A 21,251-nucleotide genomic window follows, 5' to 3' on the forward strand; every position below is an offset into this window, starting at 1 on the left:
CTGAATCCGGAATAGCGAAAGCACCAGCAGATAAGTGCAGGTAGATAAAGGGGAAACTACGTTCACATCGGATGTATAAAGTTTGTGTCAAGCGCTATCCGTTGCGTATATGCCACGTCGCCGTGACAGGATTTCCCGGTAAGGCTCTACAGGATTTTGCAGATATAAACGGTGAAAAAGTTTCACATCATTTAACGCAATTAATTCTTCCTCTGATTGCTATTGTCGTGCGCGGCGCTAACTCCGACAGTAAGTCGCCCTTTGAACAAGGGTGTCTTTTTCATCTTTTTAGCGCGGCCTTTAGGCCGCGTTTTTTATATTAATTCCCGCTTATGCAAAACTAAATAGTCGGCCCTGAACAATCGCCAAAGCCTTTACTGACGGGCGTTTAAGGGCGAAACCGGATTGCTGGAATTGCAGGATACGGGCATATTAACGCTTGAAACCCTGCAAATTCTGACGAGGTCCGAATGGGTCCGAAAGCGCGTGTGACAGAGCAAGATTTCTTCCGCCAGCCGCTGCTTGAACAGATCAATTTAAAGCATCCTCTAGTGCGTTTGGCCAGTCTGATTGATTGGGCACGGCTGGGCGCAGCGATGAGCGAGAGCTTCGTGTCCCGTGCCGGACGACCGGCGACTTCACCCCGCCTGATCGCAGGGCTGCTTTATTTGCAACACGCGTTCGACCTGTCCGACGAGGAAGTCGTATGGCAATGGGTCGAGAACCCTTACTGGCAGGTCTTCACCGGCGAGACGTTTCTGCAAACCGAGCCGCCGATCGATCCGTCGAGTCTGACACGCTGGCGCAAGCGTCTCGGTGAAGCGGGTATCGAAGAGCTGTTGGCGGCGACGATTGAGGCGGCCAAACGTGCAGGCGTGATCAAGGCGTCGAGCGTGAAGCGCGTGATCGTCGACACGACGGTAATGCCCAAAGCAATTGCCCATCCAACCGATTCACGCTTGCTGGAGCGGTGCCGTGAACATCTGGTCAAGGGCGCCGCCCGCCACGGCATCAAGCTCAGACAGAACTACAACCGCGAGGCGCCGCGCCTGGCACTGCAGATTGGCCGCTATGCGCACGCCAAGCAGTACAAGCGCATGAGGAAGACGTTGCGCACGCTGCGCTCGCGCGTGGGCCGGGTGATGCGCGATGTCGAGCGGCAGATCGGTCGAGCATCGGACTCAGGTCGCGCTGCGCTGCTGGAGTTGATTGCCCGTACGAGGCGGATTCTGTCGCAAAAGCCCAAGGACAAGAACAAGCTCTATGCGCTGCATGCACCGGAAGTTGAGTGTCTGGCCAAAGGAAAGGTTCGCATGCCGTATGAATTTGGTGTGAAGGTGTCGATCACGACGACTCACAAGGAAGGGCTGGTAGTCGGCGCGCGCTCGATGCCCGGCAATCCGTACGACGGGCACACGCTGGCTGAGGCGTTGGAGCAGGCGGCAATCCTGAGCGATGCGAGCCCGGAAGTGGCGATTGTTGATCGCGGCTACAAGGGCGTCACGATCGACGGTGTGAAGATCTACCACCCCGGTTTGAGGCGTGGCATCACGCGTGGACTAAGGGCGATGATTCGACGGCGAAGCGCGATCGAGCCGGCCATTGGTCACATGAAGACGGATGGCAAACTCGATCGGAACTGGCTCAAAGGCGCACTAGGCGATGCGATGCACGCGGTGCTGTGCGGCGCCGGCCACAACCCGCGGATGATCCTCAGGAAGCTGCAGTTTTTTTACGCCTTTATGCTGGCCCTGTTGTTGAACACGCTCGCTTGCAAGTCCCTTTCGTGACTCAACCCGCAGCGAGCAAAATCTATTGTTCAGGGCCGACTAAATAGGCTGGACCGCCTAGCAGGCTGCGGAAATACAGGCCGACTTTACTGAGCCACGAGCGTGATCAGAATTTTCGGCGGGGGATGTCTCATAGTTTGGAATATGGGCCGGTTAATTTTGGTTTTCGGATCTGTTTATGACGTTCTCTTGCGCATTTTTGGTTCACTGCGGCTGCAACGCACGGAGTTGTCCCAAGGTGCGCATGCGCACGAGGTTGTACGCGGCCATCGTCAGCACGAACATCTGATCGACCTTCTTCAAGCCGCGCACCATCAGCTGGCGCATACCGCCGATGCTCTTGGCCCAGCCAAAACCCTGTTCGATCAGCTTGCGCTTTTGCTGCGACACCGCATAGCCCGCACTCCCGGCGATTGACTCGGGCACTGCCGACTGGCGGCCTGACTTGTTTTGCGCCACGTGAGGCGTGATGTTCATTTCCTGGCAAGCCTTGATGAACTCTGTGAAGACGGTGGGCACCCACACGGCATCGTCCATCGACAGCCCGATAAACCAACGAAACAGCAGGTTATATTGAACCTGCTCCATCAACTGGCGCTCCGAGCGAACGCTATAGAGCACTTGCAACAGCATCGCGCGCAGCAGCTTCTCCGGGGCAATGCTGGGCCGCCCACCTTTGATATCAGCCTCGTACATGCCGGCAAACAAGCGATCCATCTTGGCCAAAGCTGCGTTGGCCATCTTGCGAATCGAGCGCAGCGGATGATCTGCTGGAACAAAGTCCTCCAGCTTACGCAAGGTGAACAAGTTCTCGGCAAACGTATCGGCGCCGCGCATCGCTTCTCTCAGTTGGGGGTCTTTACTAACGGCGAGGTCGACCGACCATGCACGTGCGTTGTCCCTATCTGCCGGGCAAATCGCCTGTCTCAGGTCACCGGCGCCGGATTGAAAAGCACCAGCGCGTTATGCAGCTTCAACTTTTCGGCGCACGTTTGTTTGCGACCGCTCGCGACGTCCAGCATCAAGCGAAAGAGCTCCCAGCCGACATCTTCGATTGTCGCGTCGCCCGTGGCGATCCGGCCCGCATCGATATCCATCAGATCGTGCCAGCGGCGGGCCAGGTCACTGCGCGTGGCCATCTTGATGACCGGGACTTCGGCCAGGCTGTAGGGCGTGCCACGCCCCGTGGTGAACACATGCAGATTGATGCCGGCTGCCAGCTGCAGCGTGCCGCAAATGAAATCACTGGCGGGCGTGGCCGCATAAATCAAGCCCTTCTGCCTGACCTTTTCTCCGGGCGAGAGCACGCCCGAGATGGCGGAGTTTCCGGACTTGATGATCGAGCCCATCGCCTTTTCGACGATGTTCGACAATCCGCCTTTCTTGTTGCCCGGTGTCGTGTTCGCACTGCGATCGGCGCCACCGCGCTTCAGGTAATCGTCGTACCACTGCATCTCGCGGATGATGGCATGCGCCACTTCCGGCGTGGCCGCCCGGCTCGTCAGTTGATCGACGCCATCACGTACCTCCGTCACCTCCGAGAACATTACGGTTGCGCCGGCGCGCACGAGCAGGTCAGTCGCAAAACCGACGGCGGGATTGGCGGTCAACCCCGAAAAAGCATCGCTGCCGCCGCATTGCACTCCGATAACCAGATCCGATGCGGGACACGTCTCGCGACGACGATTGTTCAGCCGGGCGAGATGCGATTCGGCCCTTGTCATGATCGACCTAATCATGGATTCGAACCCGACGTGCTCGTCGTCCTGCAGCACCACGGTGCCGCCGTTCAATGCACCTTCGTTGTCACCGATATCAGCTACGTCATTGCTCAAGGAAGCGATCGGGATCGTGCCGGGGGGCATCAGCCGCTCGGGCTGCAGTTTCTCGCAGCCCAGGCTCACCATCATGACTTCACCGCCAAAGTTGGGGTTCAAGCTGATATTGCGGACGGTGCGAATCGGGATCATCGCGTCAGGGGCGTCGATTGCGACCCCGCACCCATAGGTGTGGCCCAGCCCCACTACGTCATCAACGTTCGGGAATCGGGGCAGCAGTTCTGTCTTGATCCGCGTCACCGCGTGCGCTACGACGTCCGCGACGCATTGCACGGTCGTTGTTATCGCCAGAATGTTGCGCGAACCGACTGAACCGTCCGCATTCCGGTAACCCTCGAACGTGTAGCCCTCAAGCGAGGGCATGTCGGGCGCCTTGCGCGTGGCAATCGGCAAATTGTTCAGCTCCGGCGGCGCCGGCATCCGGATCACATGCTCGTTAATCCAGCTGCCTTTCGGCAGCGCCCTGTTCGCGTAGCCAATCACGACGTTATAGCGAATCACCTCATCGCCTTCGGCCAAATCCACCAGTGCGACTTTATGGCCCTGCGGTACGCGCTCGCGCAGGACGAGCCCATCCGCAAACACTGCCCCTTCGCCCAGGCCGCCGTCGTTGACAACGATCGCGACGTTATCGGCGCCATGCACCAAGATGTAATGCGGAGACTGTTCCATGTGATCAAGTCCTTAACGCGCCGACTATGTACGGCACGTAGATATCATACGACATCCTATGACACCTTCGTCACCTCGGCGACATAGCGTTTACCCTTTTCGTTATATGCGTACTAGATTTTGGCTTGAATACGTTCATTTCATGTTGTACGATGACGTATAAGAAAAATGCGAACCCAAATCAAACATCTGGTGTCCACCATGACAACTCCGCAAGAACTGAAGGCGATTGTTTCCGAAGGCCTGCTCTCCTTTCCTCTCACCGACTTTGACAAGAACGGCGACTTCCGAGCCGATACGTTCGCGGAGCGACTCGAGTGGCTCGCGCCTTACGGCGCAACCGCCCTTTTCGTAGCCGGCGGAACGGGCGAGTTTTTCTCGCTGACCCAAGCGGAATACTCCAGCGTCGTCAAGACTGCGGCAGAAACCTGCAAAGGCAAAGTACCTATCCTGGCTGGCGCCGGCGGAGCTACGCGCGTCGCAATCCAGTATGCGAAGGAAGCCGAACGCCTGGGTGCAAACGGGATCCTGCTCATGCCGCACTACCTGACCGAAGCCAGCATCGATGGAATTGCCAGGCACGTCGAGGAAGTGTGCAAGGCAGTGCCCAATATAGGCGTGATCGTCTATAACCGTGCTAACTCCAAACTGAACGCGGACGCACTCGAGCGCCTGGCGGATTCCTGCCCCAATCTGATCGGCTTTAAAGATGGCGTGGGCGAGATCGAGAACATGGTGACCATCCGTCGCCGTCTTGGCGACCGGTTTTCCTATCTGGGCGGCCTGCCGACAGCGGAAGTCTATGCGGCGGCCTATAAGGCGCTGGGGGTGCCCGTCTATTCGTCCGCCGTGTTCAACTTCATTCCGAAAACCGCGATGGACTTTTATCGCGCCATTGCAGCGGAAGACCACGTAACGACTGACAGGCTCATCGATCAGTTTTTCCTGCCCTATCTGGCCATCCGGAACCGGAAAGCGGGCTACGCCGTCAGCATTGTGAAGGCAGGCGCCACGCTGGTCGGGCACAGCGGCGGCCCGGTTCGCGCACCGCTGACGGACCTGACTGAAGACGAAATGGCGCAACTCGATGGGCTTATCAAGTCGCTCGGCGCTCAGTGACCATCAGCCGAGCTCAACCAGAGCTCAACCAGCACTATTCAGATTGAGTGGCTGCCCCGGTGCTCGCCGACGTTGTGCTGGCGGGCATTTTTTCGTGGTGACGCCACACAACCCGACACATATCAACGCGAAAAGCCCAAATGGAACTCAGCCGAACTGCCAGCTCCGCAGGCGTGGTCAAGCGCACTAAAGTCAGATACGTCATCTTGCTGATGATTTTCGTCATCACGACGTTCAATTACGCGGACCGGGCAACGCTATCCATTACCGGCTCGGCCATGCGAACCGAGTTTGGCTTTGACGCCATCAAGATGGGCTATATCTTCTCGGCCTTCAGCTGGGCGTATGTGCTCTCGCAGTTGCCTGCAGGCTGGCTTCTTGATCGATTCGGAGCCCGCCGCGTCTATGCAGCAAGCATCTTCCTTTGGTCAGTCTTCACCTTTCTGCAAAGCTCGATCGGGCTTGCCGGCACGGCTGCCAGCGCGGTGATCGCGCTGTTCGTTTTACGTTTTGCGATGGGCATGGCAGAGGCACCCGCTTTCCCCGCCAATGCGAAGGTGGTCGCAAGCTGGTTTCCAACCGCTGAACGTGGAACTGCATCCGCGATCTTTAATTCTGCTCAATATTTTGCGGCTGTCATTTTTACGCCGCTCATGGCGTGGATTACTCACACATACGGTTGGCAACATGTCTACATGGTGATGGGTGCAGGTGGAATCCTGCTGGCACTGACATGGCTTAAAGTCATGAAGAACCCGGGTGATCATCCGGGTGTCAACAAGGCGGAGCTTGAGCACATAGAGAAAGGCGGTGGTCTTGTTTCCCCTGCATCGAAGGGAAATGCCGGCGTGGCGCGCCAGGTCGGTAGCTGGTTTTACGTTCGCCAGTTGCTCACTAATCGCATGTTGCTGGGCGTTTATCTCGCCCAGTATTGCATCAATGTGCTGACCTACTTCTTCCTCACGTGGTTTCCCATCTACCTCGTGCAGGCGCGCCATATGACGATCCTGCAGGCCGGACTGACTGCTTCCCTGCCTGCCATTTGCGGATTTACCGGCGGCGTTCTCGGCGGTGTCTTTTCCGATGCATTGATACGCCGGGGTCACTCGCTCACCCTCGCACGGAAACTCCCGATCGTCGGCGGGATGCTCTTATCCGTTTCAATCATTGGCTGCAACTACGTAACGACCGACTGGGTCGTCGTTGCGTTGATGTCGCTGGCATTTTTTGGAAAGGGTATTGGCGCATTGGGCTGGGCCGTCGTTGCCGATACGTCACCTAAGGAGGCCATTGGCCTGTCCGGATCCATCTTCAACATGTTCGGCAATGTGGCAGGCATCGTCACGCCAATCGTGATCGGTTACCTGGTGGCCACGAGCGGCGGCTCTTTTAACGGCGCCCTGGTCTTTGTCGGCATCAACGCCGTGCTGACGATTTTTAGCTATCTCGTCATTGTCAAACGCATCCAGCGCGTGGTCTTGCGCGATCCGGCCATCGCATGAAATCACTGAGCGTTCTCAAACCTGAGTGAACACAAAGTCCGATTCAGGTAGGAAAGACGAGAAGAGCATCGAATCAAGCAACTTGCGATTGGCGCGCAGTTGAAACATCTTCAGCCGCGCGCGCATTGCGAGCTTTAAGTCGGGGAAGTCCGGCCTCAGACCTGATTCAAGGCCGGCCGCCCGTCCAGCACAGCGGCGATATTGTCTAGCGCCGTAAGCCCCATCTGGTCGCGGGTCTCCATCGTGGCGCTTGCCATATGGGGCGACAGAAACACGTTGTCGAGTTCTGCGAAGCGCTTGTCAACATGCGGCTCGTTCCGGTACACGTCCAGACCCGCGCTGAACAAATGTCCTGAAGTCAGGGCTTCGTAGAGCGCATCTTCGTCCACCAGGCCACCACGCGCCGCGTTAATAAAAACTGCGCCTGCGGGCAAGCGTTCAAACTCGTTTTTCGTCATCAACGGGACGCTTCCCGCCGGCACGTGCAGCGTGAGCACCTGACAATGCGGCAGCATGTCGTCGAGGCTGGCGTAAAACGTTGCGCCATTCTCCAGCGACGGAGCCGCACGGCCGATGTCCGTGTAAATCACGCGCATGCCGAAGGCTTGCGCACGCTTCGCGACGGACCGGCCGATACGCCCGAATCCGACAATGCCGAGCGTCTTGCCATTCACGCGGGTACCCAGCATCTCGGTCATGCCGAACGATTTGCCCCAGCCTTTGCGCATGATTCGTTCGTACTCCGACGCACGGCGGCAGGCGGCCAGCACAAGCAGCATGGAGAAATCGGCCGTGCATTCGGTCAACGCATCGGGTGCGTTGGTGACGACGATTCCCCTCGCCCGCGCTGCAGCCACGTCCATATGATCGAAGCCCGCGCTCGCGTTCGCAACGATCCTGACCGTCGAGGGCAGCGCCGCAATGTGCTCCGCCTGCAAACCGGACTTCTTCCCGATCAGGACGGCCGGCACGTCGTGCTTCTTGCAGAAGTCGACGACAGACCACGAGTCCATGTCCGACTCGGTGACGAAGGCATGGAATTCGGCCTCTGCGCGATTCGCCACAACGGTGGGAACCTTTCGCGCAATCAACAGCCTGGTGCGTTTATTTTCCGACATGGTTTTCCTTGGATGGAGAGATGTCGAGAGACTACGGACCCGCAGACAGCGCCGTCAATGTTGATTGAATGAATCAACTTATCGGAAATGAATCGTCCCTTATTTGCCCTGGTTCGTCACGGGACCTCCGCTACGCCGCAATCTGCGGACACCCTCAATCCTGTAAGTGGCAATCAGCGCATCAGGAAAACCCTATGACGGCATGTGTCAGCAAGGCTTCGGATGTTGATTCATTGAATCAAGATTGCTCAATGCATGCACGAATGCAACTCTGTTTGCCATACCTAACTGACTTGTCGAGAGGAAGTGACATGCCTGCATCGAACAAATTCGCAGCCGTGACGGGCGCCGGTTCCGGCATCGGCCGCGCCGCCGCCGTGGCGCTCGCCAACGCGGGCTTCGCCGTCACGCTGATCGGGCGCAGAAGCGGCCCGCTGTCGGAAACAAAGGAGGCAATAACCACGGCCGGCGGAGAAGCACTTGTAGTCCAGGCCGACGTTGCCGACGCCGCATCAGTCGAGCATGCGTTTTCACAGATTTCCCAGGCATTCGGCCGGCTCGACGTGCTCTTCAACAATGCGGGCCGCAACGCGGGAGCCGTTCCCCTGGAAGATTACGAGGTCGATTTCTGGAACGACGTTGTAGCCACCAATCTGACCGGGGTCTTCCTGTGCGCTCAAGCGGCTTATCGCTTGATGAAAGCGCAGTCGCCTCAAGGCGGCCGGATCATCAACAACGGATCGATCTCGGCCCACTCGCCGAGGCCCCATACGATCGCGTACTCCGCAACGAAACATGCCGTCACCGGCATTACCAAATCGATTGCGCTGGACGGACGCGCATTCAACATCGCCTGTAGCCAGATCGATATTGGCAACGCGGCGACATCGCTCACGGAACGCATGAACAGCGGCGTCATGCAGGCAAATGGAAGCATGGCGCCCGAAGCAAGAATGGATGTGACGCACGTGGCGAATGCGGTTGTGCACATGGCCAGTCTTCCGCTCGATGTCAATGTTCTCAACATGACCATCATGGCGACCACCATGCCGTTTGTCGGCCGCGGATAAGTCTGCCGCTGATAAATCACCCTTTCGCCAAATAAAAAAATAACAGGCTAATGTTCAGGAGACACCGATGAAAGTCGTAGAGGAACACACCCTGCCGGCGCGACACCCGGCTTACGCGGATTCCACGAAGCGCTCCAGAGTGCGATACGTCGTGCTCTCGATGTTGCTCATGGCAACCATTCTGAATTACGTGGACCGCTCGGCACTCGGCATCGTTGCGCCCGGTCTCTCGAAGAGCTTGTCGCTCGACAAGATGCAGATGGGTGAGCTATTTGCGGCATTCGGCCTGGCTTACTCCATTGCGCTGGTGCCCGGGGGCGTGCTGACCGACATTCTCGGCTCGCGCCTCGCCTACGGCTTGTCTCTGCTCGGATGGTCATTCGCCACGCTGACCCAGGGGCTCGCGACCGGCTATCACATGCTGCTGGGATCGCGGCTCGCTATAGGCGCACTGGAAGCGCCCGCCTTCCCCTCGAACGCACGCGCCGTGACGCTGTGGTTTCCCGCTGGCGAGCGCGGCTTTGCGACCAGTGTCTATGTCATGGGGCAATATATTGGAACGCCCTTGTTTACCGGCCTGTTGCTGTGGATCTCGGCCACCTATGGCTGGCGCTCGGTCTTTTACGTGACGGGCGGCTTCGGCATTCTGTTCAGTCTTATCTGGTACCGGGTTTATCGGGATCCGCATCGGCACGGAGGCGTCAATGCTGCCGAGTTGCAATACATCAATGAAGGCGCTACGGCTGCGCGAAAGCCCCGCGAGAAGTTCAACTGGCGCGTCGCCCTCAGGTTGCTTGGCTACCGGCAAATTCTCGCCATCTGCCTGGGCAAGTTCTGCAACAATACCCTGCTGGTCTTCTTCACCACGTGGTTCATGACCTATCTGATCGAAGCGCGTCACATGTCGATCATCAAGGTCGGAATTTTCCAGGCACTTCCGTTTATTGGCGCGACGCTCGGCATTCTCTCGGCAGGCTACCTCTCGGACTTCTTCATCCGGCGCGGTGTGTCAATTTCCACTGCGCGCAAAACGCCGCTCATCATCGGCACGTTGCTCGGTGCGTCTATCGTGCTCGTCAATTTCGTCGATTCGAATGAGGGAGTGATCGCTATCCTGACGATCGCGTTCTTCGCGCAGGGTGTCGGGTCGATGTCGTGGGCTGCCGTCTCTGAAATCGCGCCTCGTCAGTATGTCGGACTGACCAGCAGCATCACCAGCCTGGCAGCCAACATCGCCGCCGTCACTACGCCGCTTATGATCGGCTACATCACCCACCACACCGGGCACTTCTACTGGGCACTCAATCTGATGGGCGCGATATGCCTGATCGGGACGCTCTCTTATTCCGTGCTGCTGGGGAAGCTTTCCCGCATCGAACTGTAACGCTCTCGACTATCAGGTGAAAACGAATGATTGAATTCAGGTGGGATCATCTGCAACTGTGCTCGGCGGACCCCGAAGCCACGGCTGCCTGGTTTGCGCGCTGTCTGAACGCCGAGATCGTGCGTCGTCCAGGGCGAGTGGATTTGCGCATTGGCAGCATTAACCTTTTCATCACGTCGATGGCGCCCCCCCAAACTGTCCACCCTCATGGCGGGCAAAAGCAGGGCATCGATCATTTCGGCGTGGTCGTGGACGATCTCGATGCCGCTTTCGAGCACCTGCTGCTCTGCGAGGCGGAAATCGTCGAGCCGGTCAAGCAGGTTCGCCCGGGCGTCAGAGCCTGCTTCGTGCGATCGCCGGGAGACATTCTGGTCGAGATCCTGGAGCGACGGCCCGCCGAGATGACTTTTACCTGAAAAAACGTCAGTATTGGCACTGGATCGGTCGCGCTCCCTTGCTGGACGGAGCCGCATCGTACTGGCTCACTGCCCTGTTCCGCCGCATCACCTTGCTTGGCCACCCTATGCGAAACTGGATCACTCTGACTGAAGCGGCTCGGCAACTCGGAGTGCAGGCGCAGACTGTCTATGCGTATGTCAGTCGAGGCACCATCGCGGTCATGCCGGATCCGCACGCCCCCCGCAAGAGCCTTTATCGTGCGGAGGACGTGGTCGGTCTGTGCCGCAAAAAACAGGTGGGACGCAAGCGCGAAGCCCTTGCCGCCGGAACGATATTCGGTGCGGAGCCCTGCATCTACAGCAGCATCACCACCTTCTCAAAAGGCCGGGCGTACTACCGGGGACTCGACAGCATCCGGCTTTCGGACACAGCGACCCTCGAGGACGTGGCAACCCTTCTCTGGAATGCGAGCGCACCTGTTTCCTTCGAGGTCGGCGACGTGCCGGTACTGGGTGACGAGCGAGGCAGGCAATGCGCGTTCACATCGCTGGCGGCGCTTGCGGCCTGCGGGCATTCGACTCTTGGACGCACCGACAGCGCACTCCATGTCGAAGCCGGGCGTCTCGTGGCACTCATCGCGCAAGCATTCGGCGCGCGAAGTGACGCGAATGCACAAACGACCCATGAACGGTTCGCGCTTGGTTGGGGTCTGGATGGCGATGGCGCCGAACTCGTCCGGCGCGCCATGGTCCTCGTGGCCGATCACGAGATCACGAGTTCGGCGTTCGCCGCCAGGATTACCGCCTCCACCGGCGCGTCGTTGCCGGGATGCCTGCTGACGGGCCTCGCGACACTCTCCGGCCCGCTGCATGGAGACGCGTCGGGCCACTTGCGGGCCGTGTTCGACGACGTCTTGAGACTCGGTGCGGAGTACGTCGTTGCCCATCACTTGCAGTCGGCCATTCCGATCCCGGGGTTTGGACATCATCTGTATCCGGATGGCGATCCACGGGCAGCCGCGTTGCTCGAGGTGCTGAATCCCCCTCAGGAGCTTATGTCGTTTATGGACAAGGCGGTTGAGCTGACTGGGCTCAAGCCTAATATCGACGTTGCACTTGCTGCTTTGGCGGCGCAGCTGGAGTTGCCACGCGATGCCTCGTTCGCCTTGTTCGCAACGGCCCGAAGCGTGGGTCTGCTCGCGCATTGCATCGAGCAGCTCCGGGTGGGCAAGGTCATACGGCCAAGAGGCCGCTATACCGGCCGCGCATTGGAGGACGCCGGCCCGACGCTTCCTGCGGAAGGCGACGAGAAGACGCTTGATCCGGCCACGCTCGATAAGAATCGGTTGTTCAAGGCGGTGGAGCGTTGAGAAAAAAAACGTAAAGCCGGATCTCCGCTTAAACAAAGAGAAGCAGGCGAAAATATCGGCCTGTCATACGCAACATCGCTACGAATCGAGTTCCCTGAGGCGTTGCGAGTCGCCGGTTCGAAGGCTTACTGCTCCTCAATGGGCGCTTTCTGGCCGACCCGCACCCCGCACATCGCTGGGGTCATGACCGGTCGTAAAGTGGCCCGTGCAGACGCCCACTGGCGGCCGTTCGCGGGCCCGCTCTCGCCAGCTAGCGAGCGTCAGGCGTTCGTGATTCTGAATACGCTCTTCGCGTGGCTCGTCAACGCGGGCTACCTGGCCGGCAATCCGCTGTCTCTGTCTCGTCAACGGGCACGCAAGGCCAAGCCCCGCGTGACGCGCTTCCTCGAGGACGATCTCTGGCAGGCCGTCAAAACCTCGATCGACGCGATGCCCCGTAACACCGCACGCGAGCAGGAACACTACGCGCGGGTGCGCTGGCTGATCTCGCTCTTGTTCTTGTATTTGATGGGTCTGCGCATTTCGGAAGTCTTGAGCAATCCGATGGGCGGCTTTTTTAGGCGACGCGATCGCGACGGCCAGGACCGCTGGTGGCTGGCCATTACCGGCAAAGGCGACAAAGAACGTTTACTGCCGGCGACGACCGAACTGATGGCTGAGCTGACACGCTATCGCCGACACTACGGTCTGGCTGCCCTCCCCTATGGCGGCGAAACGACACCGCTGCTGTTGCCGATCGGCGGCACATACCGGACGATGACACGCGGCGCCGTACACCTGATCATCAAACAGGTGTTCGACAATGCGATCGGGCACTTGCAGTCGACCGGCGAAGCGCACGAGCGCGCCGCAGAACGGCTGCGCCAGGCTTCTGCCCATTGGCTGCGGCATACGACAGGCTCTCGCATGATGAACGGACAAGTCGATCTGCGATACGTCCGGGACAACCTGGGGCACGAATCGATCTCGACCACCAGCCAATATTTACATGCGGACGATGATGATCGGCATCGTGCAACCGAGGCCGGACTGACGCTCAATTGGTAGCAAGATGACTATCCTGTCGTATCCCGTCAATCGCGTGCACGAACTCCTGCCGCTGGCCCGTTAAAACACCTCTACGCCATGGACATTCTAGATTCGCTTCGGCAGGCGCCTAGCACCGAGCTATATCGTCTCTATCTTACAATCGGCAAAATGCTTGATGACCCGCGACGTATTCTCGAAATACGTCAACGCCTGCATCTGGGGATGTCCGTCAACTACATTGGCGACAACCCGCTTGGGCCGCCGGCACAAGGCACCATCGTTGAACTCCGCCAGACACAGGCAGTAATTCAAGACAGCGTAACTCGACGCCGTTGGAGCGTGCTTTACGCGGCAATCATTCCGGACACCGCGAGTGGCCCGGATCGTGTCGAACCGGCATCACCACCGAGAACGCAGCGTGATGAGTTCTTCATCGGCGACACAGTCGGTTTCACGGATAAGCACCTAACAGACTGCGGAAATACCTCACTCCGAAGTCACCCAAAAGGTCAGTTCAAACGTTGTTAGTAAAGACGCCACAACTGAGAGAAGCGATGCGCGGCGCCGAGACCTTCACCGAGAACCTATTCACGTTACGCAAGCTGGAGGACTTTGTTCCAGCAGATCATCCGCTGCGCTCGATTCGCAAGATGGCCAACGCCGCGTTGGCCAAGATGGATCGCTTGTTTGCCGGCATGTACGAGGCTGATATCAAAGGTGGCGGCCCAGCATTGCTCCGGAGAAGCTGCTGCGTGCGATGCTGTTGCAAGTGCTCTATAGCGTTCGCTCGGAGCGCCAGTTGATGGAGCAGGTTCAATATAACCTGCTGTTTCGTTGGTTCATCGGGCTGTCGATGGACGATGCCGTGTGGGTGCCCACCGTCTTCACAGAGTTCATCAAGGCTTGCCAGGAAATGAACATCACGCCTCACGTGGCGCAAAACAAGTCAGGCCGCCAGTCGGCAGTGCCCGAGTCAATCGCCGGGAGTGCGGGCTATGCGGTGTCGCAGCAAAAGCGCAAGCTGATCGAACAGGGTTTTGGCTGGGCCAAGAGCATCGGCGGTATGCGCCAGCTGATGGTGCGCGGCTTGAAGAAGGTCGATCAGATGTTCGTGCTGACGATGGCCGCGTACAACCTCGTGCGCATGCGCACCTTGGGACAACTCTGTCCGTTGCAGCCGCAGTGAACCAAAAATGCGGCAAGAGAACGTCATAAACAGGTCCGAAAACCGAAATTAACCGGTCCATATTCCAAACTACGAGACATCCCCCGCTGAAAACTCTGATCACGCTCATGGCTCAGTAAAGTCGGCCTGTATTTCCGCAGCCTGCTAAGAGGCATCCGCTCAGAGAGTTCGAATAGCGGCACCGCGGCGCCAGTTACGAATTGGCTGCGCGGTGCCGAGCCTCGAAATGGCGGAACAGTAACGACAGACTGAAGCAAAGAATAAAGTACAGGCAGGCGACCGTAATCCAGCTCTCGAATACCAGCCCGCTCGATGACGCAAGCTCGGACCCGTTGAATGTGAGCTCTTGAATCGAGATCAGCGAGACAATCGACGAGCTCTTGATCAGCGTGATGAACTGACTCGCCAACGGCGGCAGCACCTTGCGGATCGCCTGGGGCAACACCAGGTGGCGCATGATCAAAGACGGCCGCAACCCCAATGCCTTGCCCGCCTGCCACTGCCCTTTGGGCACCGATTCGATTCCCGCTCGAACAATTTCCGCGACGTAGGCCGCTTCCAGCAACCCCAGACACAACACACCCGAGATGAAATTCGGCAGCAGTTGCTGTGGTCCGAACAGCACCGCGAACGGCATCGCCACCCACCCCGTAATGGGCGCGGCTGCGCCATCGGCACCGAGTGCGGAGACGATTTGATTGCTGATGAAAAAGTAGAAAATAAAGATAAACACCAGCGCGGGAATGTTGCGGATCAGCTCGACGTACGACCGGCCAAGCAGTCGCAATAACAATATTCGCGAGATTTGCAGATACGCGATCACGACACCCACTACGGCCGCCAGTATCGAACTCCATATCGACATGCGAATCGTCGTGATGAAGCCGTTGAGCAGCAGATTGGCCACCCAGTGATGCGCTTTCTGGTCGTAGAAAAATATGTACGGCAGCAAGCCACGCCAATTCCAGTGGTACCGAAGCGTGATGCTCACCCGATAGAACAGGAAGCCGCAAGCCAGCACGACGAGTATCAGCAACGCGCCATCGAGCCACGTCAGCCGGCGGATGAGAGGCGCCCGCGCTCGCCGCGGCGCAGCCGCTTGACCACTGGTTTGAATTGGCATGGGTTCGATGGCCGCGGCGCCCGAATCAGATTTCATATGCAGCCATCCGCATCTCGATCCGGCGCGCACAGAACGATATGGCGGTGGTCAGCAACAGGTAGATCGCCGCTACCGTGAACCATATCTCGAAAACCATGAAGGTGCTGGAAATCGCGTCGCGCGCAGCGGTTGTCAGCTCCGCGACGGCGATCACGCTGACCAGCGTCGAATCCTTGATCAACGAGATCGTCAGATTGGTGAGCGGCGGCAACACCAGACGCACCGCCTGCGGCAGAACGATATGCAGATAGGTATCGCGCTTGCCAAGCGACAGCGAACGCGCCGCGTCCCATTGACCGCGCGCCACCCCTTCAATGCCCGCGCGGAAAATCTCGCAGGCGAACGCACCTTCGAAGACCGCCAGCGCCACCACGCCGGAGAAAAAACGATCCATCCCGAGGATCGGCGCGAAGACAAAATAGATCAGGAAGATCTGCACCAGCATTGGCGTGTTTCGCACCACTTCGATATACCCGCGTGCCAGCGCCCGGCCGACAATCGATTCTGAACGTTGCAACAGCGCGAAGCACAAGCCGAGAAAGATCGCGCCGAAGAACGCCCAGATCACGATTTCCAGCGTTATCCCAAGGCCGGCCAAAAAGACGCCCGCATGCAAGCCACCCTGCTCATCCGACGTGAACAACAGCGGTACGATCTGCTTCCATTGCCAATCGTATTGCATCTGGTGAGCGCCGTGAATCACCAGCGCCACCGCCGCAACCACCAGAATCGCGTAGACGGCCAACGTCGCAAAATTGTGCAACATCCGCCGCTTGAGCTGGCTATTCACAAGCATTCTCATCGGGCAATCCATGTAAACAGCGACCGCATGCCGGCCATGGTCACGCATACGTCTATCCTCAGGACTTGGGCGCCGGCGGGACTTGATCGAGCCACGCACGAGTCGCAAACCAATATTGCCTGCGCTGCTGCAAAAAGCCGTTGGCATGCTCGGCGGCGACCCAGTCGTTCAGATATTTCAGCGTCTTCGGGTCATTCTTGCGGATACCAATCGCCTCGGTCGATTCGAACAGAAATTTGTCGAAGGGCTTGAAGGTGATGTCGGGATTATCGAGATGCAGGAACGTCGGGGTGGGGTCGGAGCCAATGAACAGATCGGCCTTCCCGTTGAGCATCTCGAGCCCAGCCTGGGCGTTGTCATCGAACAGCAGCACCGTCGCAAGCGGCACCTGGCTCTTGATCGTCGGAATCCACGCCGAACCGCGCCGCATGGTGATGACGACGTTTGCCTTGTTGAAATCGGCAAGGGTATGGCGCCCGGCCGATAATTTCTTGTTCGCGACCGCATCGATCCCGGTGTTGGAATCGGGTTGCGTGAAATCGATCACCCGCTCACGCTCGGGGGTCGGTGTCAGGCCGCCGATAATAATGTCGAATTTGCCGGTGACCAGCGCGGGGATGATCCCATCCCAACTCGTCGGAACGAACTCCGTCTTCACATGCAGATCTTTGGCAAGCTGGTTCGCGACGTCGATTTCGTAGCCGACCAATTCACCCTGCTTGTTGCGCATGACCCATGGGACGAAGGTCGCCAGCCCGACGCGCATGACGCCGCGCGCCTTGATCGCATCGATTGTCGCGGGGCCGTTCGCGGCCTGCGCATGAGCGGTGCTCGCCACGCCCCAGCTGAGGACCACGCTCAATAGCGCCAAACACATGTATGCACATCTTTTCATCGCGCTCCTCCCGTACTACGGAAACATCTTGGCCGGTGGAATATGCCGGTCGTCAGCCGCTCAGTGAGAAAGAATCTTTCCCAAAAATGCTTTGGTTCGCTCGCTTTTCGGTGCGCTGAATAACTCAGCCGGCGCCCCTATCTCGATAATCTCGCCCTGATCCATAAACACGACACGATCGGCGACGGTCTTCGCAAAGCCCATTTCGTGGGTTACGCAGATCATTGTCATGCCTTCGCGAGCCAGCTCGGTCATGACATCGAGCACCTCCGAGATCATTTCGGGATCGAGTGCGGAAGTCGGCTCGTCGAACAGCAAAATCTTCGGCTGCATGCACAGGCTTCGGGCAATCGCCACGCGTTGCTGCTGTCCTCCCGAAAGCTGACTCGGATATTTGTTCGCCTGATCCGGAATCCGCACGCGCTCGAGCAGCGAGCGCGCCAGACTTTCGGCTTCGTTCACGGCCATCCCGCGCACCTTCAGCGGCGCCAGTGTCAGATTCTGCAGCACCGTCAAATGTGGGAATAGATTGAATTGTTGGAAGACCATGCCGATTTCTCGCTTGATCGCGACGTTGCGCTTGCTGTTCTCCGTCAGCAGCACCCCTTTGACATAGATTCCGCCATCGTCATAGTGCTCAAGCTGATTGATGCAACGAATCATCGTCGATTTTCCGGAGCCGGACGGCCCGCAGACGACAATCCGCTCACCCGCGCGAATATCAAGATTGATATCGCGCAACGCGTGATATCGGCCATACCATTTATGCACCGAGCGTATCGAAATCATCGACTCGTCGCGGATGGCGCTAACTTCCATGCGGTTTCCTTCTCGGGCCTTCGGGATTTCTCCCGCGCGCGTCGGTTATCGGTTGCTGAACTCCAGGGCCGCTCATTTTCCGCTCATTCGATTGGGCGGAACTCGAAGACCTTGCCGTGCGCCGGATTCAGCACACCGACATCGCCGACGTTCAACGATGCCAGACGCTGCGCGATCTCCGCGCGGCGCGCTTCATCGGGTAAATGCTCGGTCTGGATATACGCGTCGGCAATTTTTTGCGATACATCTCGAATCAGCTGGGTGTCGTCTCCGCTCGTGTGCGGAATGCGCAGAATCGTATCTCCCGCATAGGTCGGCACATGGCCAGCCGCACTCGGCTGCCACTGCGGCGGCTCGATGCCGTTCGCCAGATTCCGGATCTCTTCGCGCAAGCGCGTGCGCAGCATCGCGACGCCTTTGTCCGTGGTCGCCAGATGTTCGCGCGCGTGACTCGTGATCGGCCCCTGGCTGGTCCACGCATCGTAATCGCCCGGGCTGCGCTGACGTTCCTCTAGCGAGCGGTGCCGGCTTTGTCCGTAAAAATCGGTCTTTTCCAGGCCGACATTTTCCGGCTTGCCTTGATGATGCGGGTCGTCCCGATCATTAAAATGCCGCCACGCGATCACCAGCGTATTCGTGTCGTCGACCGGGACGATCCAGCGCGTGAGGCCTGGACGGCCGAAATAACGCACCTTTTCGACACTCTCGAAGATCGCGCCGTTTTGCGAGAAATTCGGCGGGAAATGATCGTGCACGCGCACCCAGATGAATTCGCCGACGCGCCGGGCGTTGGTGTAAAAGAAACCGTGCTTGCTCGGGTGGTAGGCGATCAATGGTAGTTCGGCGAAGACCTCGCTGAATTGCGCGCCCGCAACGCGGGTGTGCAGGAACGACACATGGAACGGGTCCATCGAATTTTCGCTCACCTGCACCCAATTACACGGCGAGTGAATCAGGTACGGCACCATGTCGTTATCGGACATGTCCATCGTGTCGAGTATCGGGAATGCCGGTGTGAGCGCTTGCGGACCAAAATAGGCGAAAACCAAACCCTTGTATTCGACGGTCGGATACGCGCCCTGGCAAAACTTGTCTTTGTGCGGGCTGCTGGCCGGCTCGCCGGGGGTCTCGAGGATCGTGCCGTCATTGCCGAACATCCAGCCGTGGTAACAGCAGCGGATGCCATGCTCGGCAATAATGCCGAACTCGAGCGACGCGCCGCGATGCGCGCAGTGCTTGTGCAGCAAGCCGATGTCACCCGATAGATCGCGATAGATGACCAGGTCTTCGCCCAATATGCGGATCGCCTGCGGGCGCTCGCCGATTTGCGAACTCATGATGATCGGATGCCAAAAGCGACGCAGATACTCGCCGCCCGGCGTACCGCGGCCGACTTCGGAAATTTCCGTCTCGGCCGGACGATCGATCGGCTGATGATATCCGGCAAAGCGCAGCGGCGAGACCGTTGGCCCCGCTCCGCCGGCGCTGGGTGTGCCGGACACGGCCGCGGGGCCGGCGTTACTGAGTTCGTCGTGCATGCGGGCTTTTCTCCTGGCGGATACAAATTGTGGCCGCATCGACCAAGCACAGCTGGCGGCCGCCAATTCAGAACCCGTACAGCTTAGCCTTTCAATTTCCACTTACACAACGCCATCGGCTGCCCATTAGGCAAATGCGGCTCACCTCATAAGGCGCGCTAATCGTCGACAAGCAGATTTTTGTTTTCGTTATAGGTCTGCGTGCTTTGCCTGATCATTTATGGCGTGTGAAGTGGCAGGCCGGCGACCGACCGGTGAAGCATACCAAATACGCAAACGAGTAGAAAAAAATAGAATTTGATTCTGCGGGCAGCCAGGACGATGATGATTCACCGAAAATCGGTCCGCACTGAACTCGCGGCGCACGGCTGTTGCGCGCAATCAAAACAATAGAGGAAACAGTATGCCCACGCTGACACCCAGATCAGGGATCCTCAACATAAAGCCCCATATGATCGCCACGCCGGAAGGCCACGCGCTCACGCAAAGCATCAACGTCTCGTCCAACGAAAACGCCCTGGGACCCAGCGAACATGCAAGCGCCGCTGCCCATGCCGCATTGGATACCATCGAGCGCTATCCCGAAGACGGCGCCATGCGGCTCGTCAAAGCGATCGGCGAGGCATTTGATCTGGACCCGCAAAAAATCGTCTGTGGTCATGGCTCGGACGAACTGTTGCAGCGCCTTTCGCGCGCCTATTTGAATCCGGGCGACGAACTGATCCACAGCGTTCACGGCTACCTCAAATTCCCGAATTATGCGCATGCGATGGGCGCGCGCCCAGTGGCTGCGCCCGACAACGACTTTTGCGCATCCGTCGATGCGATTCTGTCGTGCGTCACCGCGCGCACGCGGATGGTGCTGCTGGCAAATCCGGACAACCCGACCGGTACGTGTCTGTCGGGCAGCGAAATTCGCCGGCTTCACGCGGGTTTGCCTGAAGACACTCTGCTGGTACTGGATTCGGCCTATGCCGAATACGTTACCGCGGCCGATTATGAGATCCCGACGAAGCTGATCAACGAATCGCAAAACGTGGTGATGACGCGCACCTTCTCGAAAATCTTCGGTCTCGCCGGGATGCGCCTGGGCTGGGCGTATGGCCCGGGTGCCGTGATCGACGTGCTCAAGCGTCTGAGCATGACGTTTCCGGTTAGCGCCCCTGCGGTGGCCGCCGGCATCGCTGCGTTGGCCGATAAACAGCATGTTGCCAGGACGTTTGCGGCCAACCGTGAGGTGCTGCAGTCGCTGACCGAGCAATTAACCGCGCTGGGGCTCTACGTGTACCCTAGCAACACGAACTTCGCGCTGATTCGCTTCGATAATCCGCTAAAGACCGCGCAGGCGGCCTACGACTATCTGTTTGCGCGCGGCATTGTCGCGCGCCGGTTCAATTCACCGGCTTATGAGAACACCGTGCGCGTCACGATCGGGCTTAAAGCGGAGATCGACGCGGTGATCGCCGCGCTGACCGATTTTGTGCGCGCGTAAAGGTGCGGCCTCGTCCGCCGTCGATCGGACGAATCCACCCGTGTCGCGCAATGCGCGACGCCGGCAA

The 21,251-nt window shown here is 58.6% G+C and carries 16 protein-coding genes and 2 pseudogenes; 10 read left to right on the top strand and 8 right to left on the bottom strand.

The window, feature by feature from the left end; translation table 11 throughout:
- Positions 1–470: 470 nt before the first annotated feature.
- A complete protein-coding gene (locus HB376_RS10195; protein ID WP_213763543.1) occupies positions 471–1,790 on the top strand; it encodes an IS5 family transposase in 1,320 nt (439 codons plus the stop codon).
- A 204-nt stretch (positions 1,791–1,994) separates the two neighbouring features.
- On the opposite strand, the gene HB376_RS10200 is transcribed toward HB376_RS10195, so the two are convergent.
- Positions 1,995–2,627 carry a transposase gene (locus tag HB376_RS10200; protein WP_213763544.1) on the bottom strand — a complete coding sequence of 211 codons (633 nt, stop codon included), beginning with the start codon at positions 2,625–2,627 and terminating at the stop codon, positions 1,995–1,997.
- Positions 2,628–2,716: 89 nt separating this feature from the next.
- The gene (gene garD, locus HB376_RS10205) at positions 2,717–4,300 is read right to left on the bottom strand and encodes a galactarate dehydratase (protein WP_213763545.1); all 1,584 of its coding nucleotides are present in this window, start codon (positions 4,298–4,300) and stop codon (positions 2,717–2,719) included.
- 201 nt (positions 4,301–4,501) lie between these two features.
- On the opposite strand from garD, the gene kdgD reads away from it, so the two are divergent.
- Positions 4,502–5,419: a 5-dehydro-4-deoxyglucarate dehydratase gene (gene kdgD, locus HB376_RS10210; RefSeq protein WP_213763546.1), complete on the top strand. Its 918-nt coding sequence runs from the start codon at positions 4,502–4,504 to the stop codon at positions 5,417–5,419.
- 140 nt (positions 5,420–5,559) lie between these two features.
- Complete coding sequence (locus HB376_RS10215) at positions 5,560–6,921, top strand: MFS transporter (RefSeq protein ID WP_213763547.1); 1,362 nt, start codon at positions 5,560–5,562, stop codon at positions 6,919–6,921.
- Between the two features lie 155 nt (positions 6,922–7,076).
- Here the strand turns inward: HB376_RS10215 and HB376_RS10220 are convergent, their stop codons facing one another.
- Positions 7,077–8,039 (bottom strand): D-glycerate dehydrogenase, encoded by a 963-nt coding sequence (locus tag HB376_RS10220; RefSeq protein ID WP_213763548.1) that lies wholly within the window; start codon positions 8,037–8,039, stop codon positions 7,077–7,079.
- A gap of 311 nt (positions 8,040–8,350) precedes the next feature.
- On the opposite strand from HB376_RS10220, the gene HB376_RS10225 reads away from it, so the two are divergent.
- The 6 genes and pseudogenes from HB376_RS10225 to HB376_RS10250 all read left to right on the top strand — a co-directional run bounded on the left by HB376_RS10225 (position 8,351) and on the right by HB376_RS10250 (position 14,476).
- On the top strand, positions 8,351–9,109 hold the full coding sequence (locus tag HB376_RS10225; protein WP_213763549.1) for an SDR family oxidoreductase: 759 nt from the start codon (positions 8,351–8,353) through the stop codon (positions 9,107–9,109).
- Between the two features lie 67 nt (positions 9,110–9,176).
- Positions 9,177–10,493 carry an MFS transporter gene (locus HB376_RS10230; RefSeq protein WP_213763550.1) on the top strand — a complete coding sequence of 439 codons (1,317 nt, stop codon included), beginning with the start codon at positions 9,177–9,179 and terminating at the stop codon, positions 10,491–10,493.
- A 26-nt stretch (positions 10,494–10,519) separates the two neighbouring features.
- The gene (locus tag HB376_RS10235) at positions 10,520–10,909 is read left to right on the top strand and encodes a VOC family protein (protein WP_213763551.1); all 390 of its coding nucleotides are present in this window, start codon (positions 10,520–10,522) and stop codon (positions 10,907–10,909) included.
- A gap of 107 nt (positions 10,910–11,016) precedes the next feature.
- Complete coding sequence (locus tag HB376_RS10240) at positions 11,017–12,261, top strand: citrate/2-methylcitrate synthase (RefSeq protein ID WP_213763552.1); 1,245 nt, start codon at positions 11,017–11,019, stop codon at positions 12,259–12,261.
- A 101-nt stretch (positions 12,262–12,362) separates the two neighbouring features.
- Positions 12,363–13,308: pseudogene (locus HB376_RS10245) on the top strand (tyrosine-type recombinase/integrase); the annotation flags it as partial.
- 536 nt (positions 13,309–13,844) lie between these two features.
- Positions 13,845–14,476: pseudogene (locus HB376_RS10250) on the top strand (transposase).
- Between the two features lie 193 nt (positions 14,477–14,669).
- Here the strand turns inward: HB376_RS10250 and HB376_RS10255 are convergent.
- The 5 genes from HB376_RS10255 to HB376_RS10275 all read right to left on the bottom strand — a co-directional run bounded on the left by HB376_RS10255 (position 14,670) and on the right by HB376_RS10275 (position 19,692).
- Positions 14,670–15,635: an amino acid ABC transporter permease gene (locus HB376_RS10255; protein ID WP_213763554.1), complete on the bottom strand. Its 966-nt coding sequence runs from the start codon at positions 15,633–15,635 to the stop codon at positions 14,670–14,672.
- The gene (locus tag HB376_RS10260; protein WP_213763555.1) at positions 15,625–16,440 is read right to left on the bottom strand and encodes an amino acid ABC transporter permease; all 816 of its coding nucleotides are present in this window, start codon (positions 16,438–16,440) and stop codon (positions 15,625–15,627) included. The genes HB376_RS10255 and HB376_RS10260 overlap by 11 nt, the downstream gene beginning before the upstream one ends.
- Positions 16,441–16,498: 58 nt before the next feature.
- Positions 16,499–17,335 carry a transporter substrate-binding domain-containing protein gene (locus tag HB376_RS10265; protein ID WP_213763556.1) on the bottom strand — a complete coding sequence of 279 codons (837 nt, stop codon included), beginning with the start codon at positions 17,333–17,335 and terminating at the stop codon, positions 16,499–16,501.
- A gap of 60 nt (positions 17,336–17,395) precedes the next feature.
- Positions 17,396–18,154: an amino acid ABC transporter ATP-binding protein gene (locus HB376_RS10270; protein WP_276572809.1), complete on the bottom strand. Its 759-nt coding sequence runs from the start codon at positions 18,152–18,154 to the stop codon at positions 17,396–17,398.
- A gap of 83 nt (positions 18,155–18,237) precedes the next feature.
- On the bottom strand, positions 18,238–19,692 hold the full coding sequence (locus HB376_RS10275) for an aromatic ring-hydroxylating dioxygenase subunit alpha (RefSeq protein WP_213763557.1): 1,455 nt from the start codon (positions 19,690–19,692) through the stop codon (positions 18,238–18,240).
- Between the two features lie 403 nt (positions 19,693–20,095).
- Here HB376_RS10275 and HB376_RS10280 point away from each other — a divergent pair, with 403 nt between their 5' ends.
- Entirely contained in the window at positions 20,096–21,184 is a 1,089-nt protein-coding gene (locus HB376_RS10280; protein WP_213763558.1) for a histidinol-phosphate transaminase, read from the top strand.
- Positions 21,185–21,251 lie beyond the last annotated feature (67 nt).

The organism is Caballeronia sp. dw_19, from assembly GCF_018449515.1.
GTDB lineage: Bacteria > Pseudomonadota > Gammaproteobacteria > Burkholderiales > Burkholderiaceae > Caballeronia.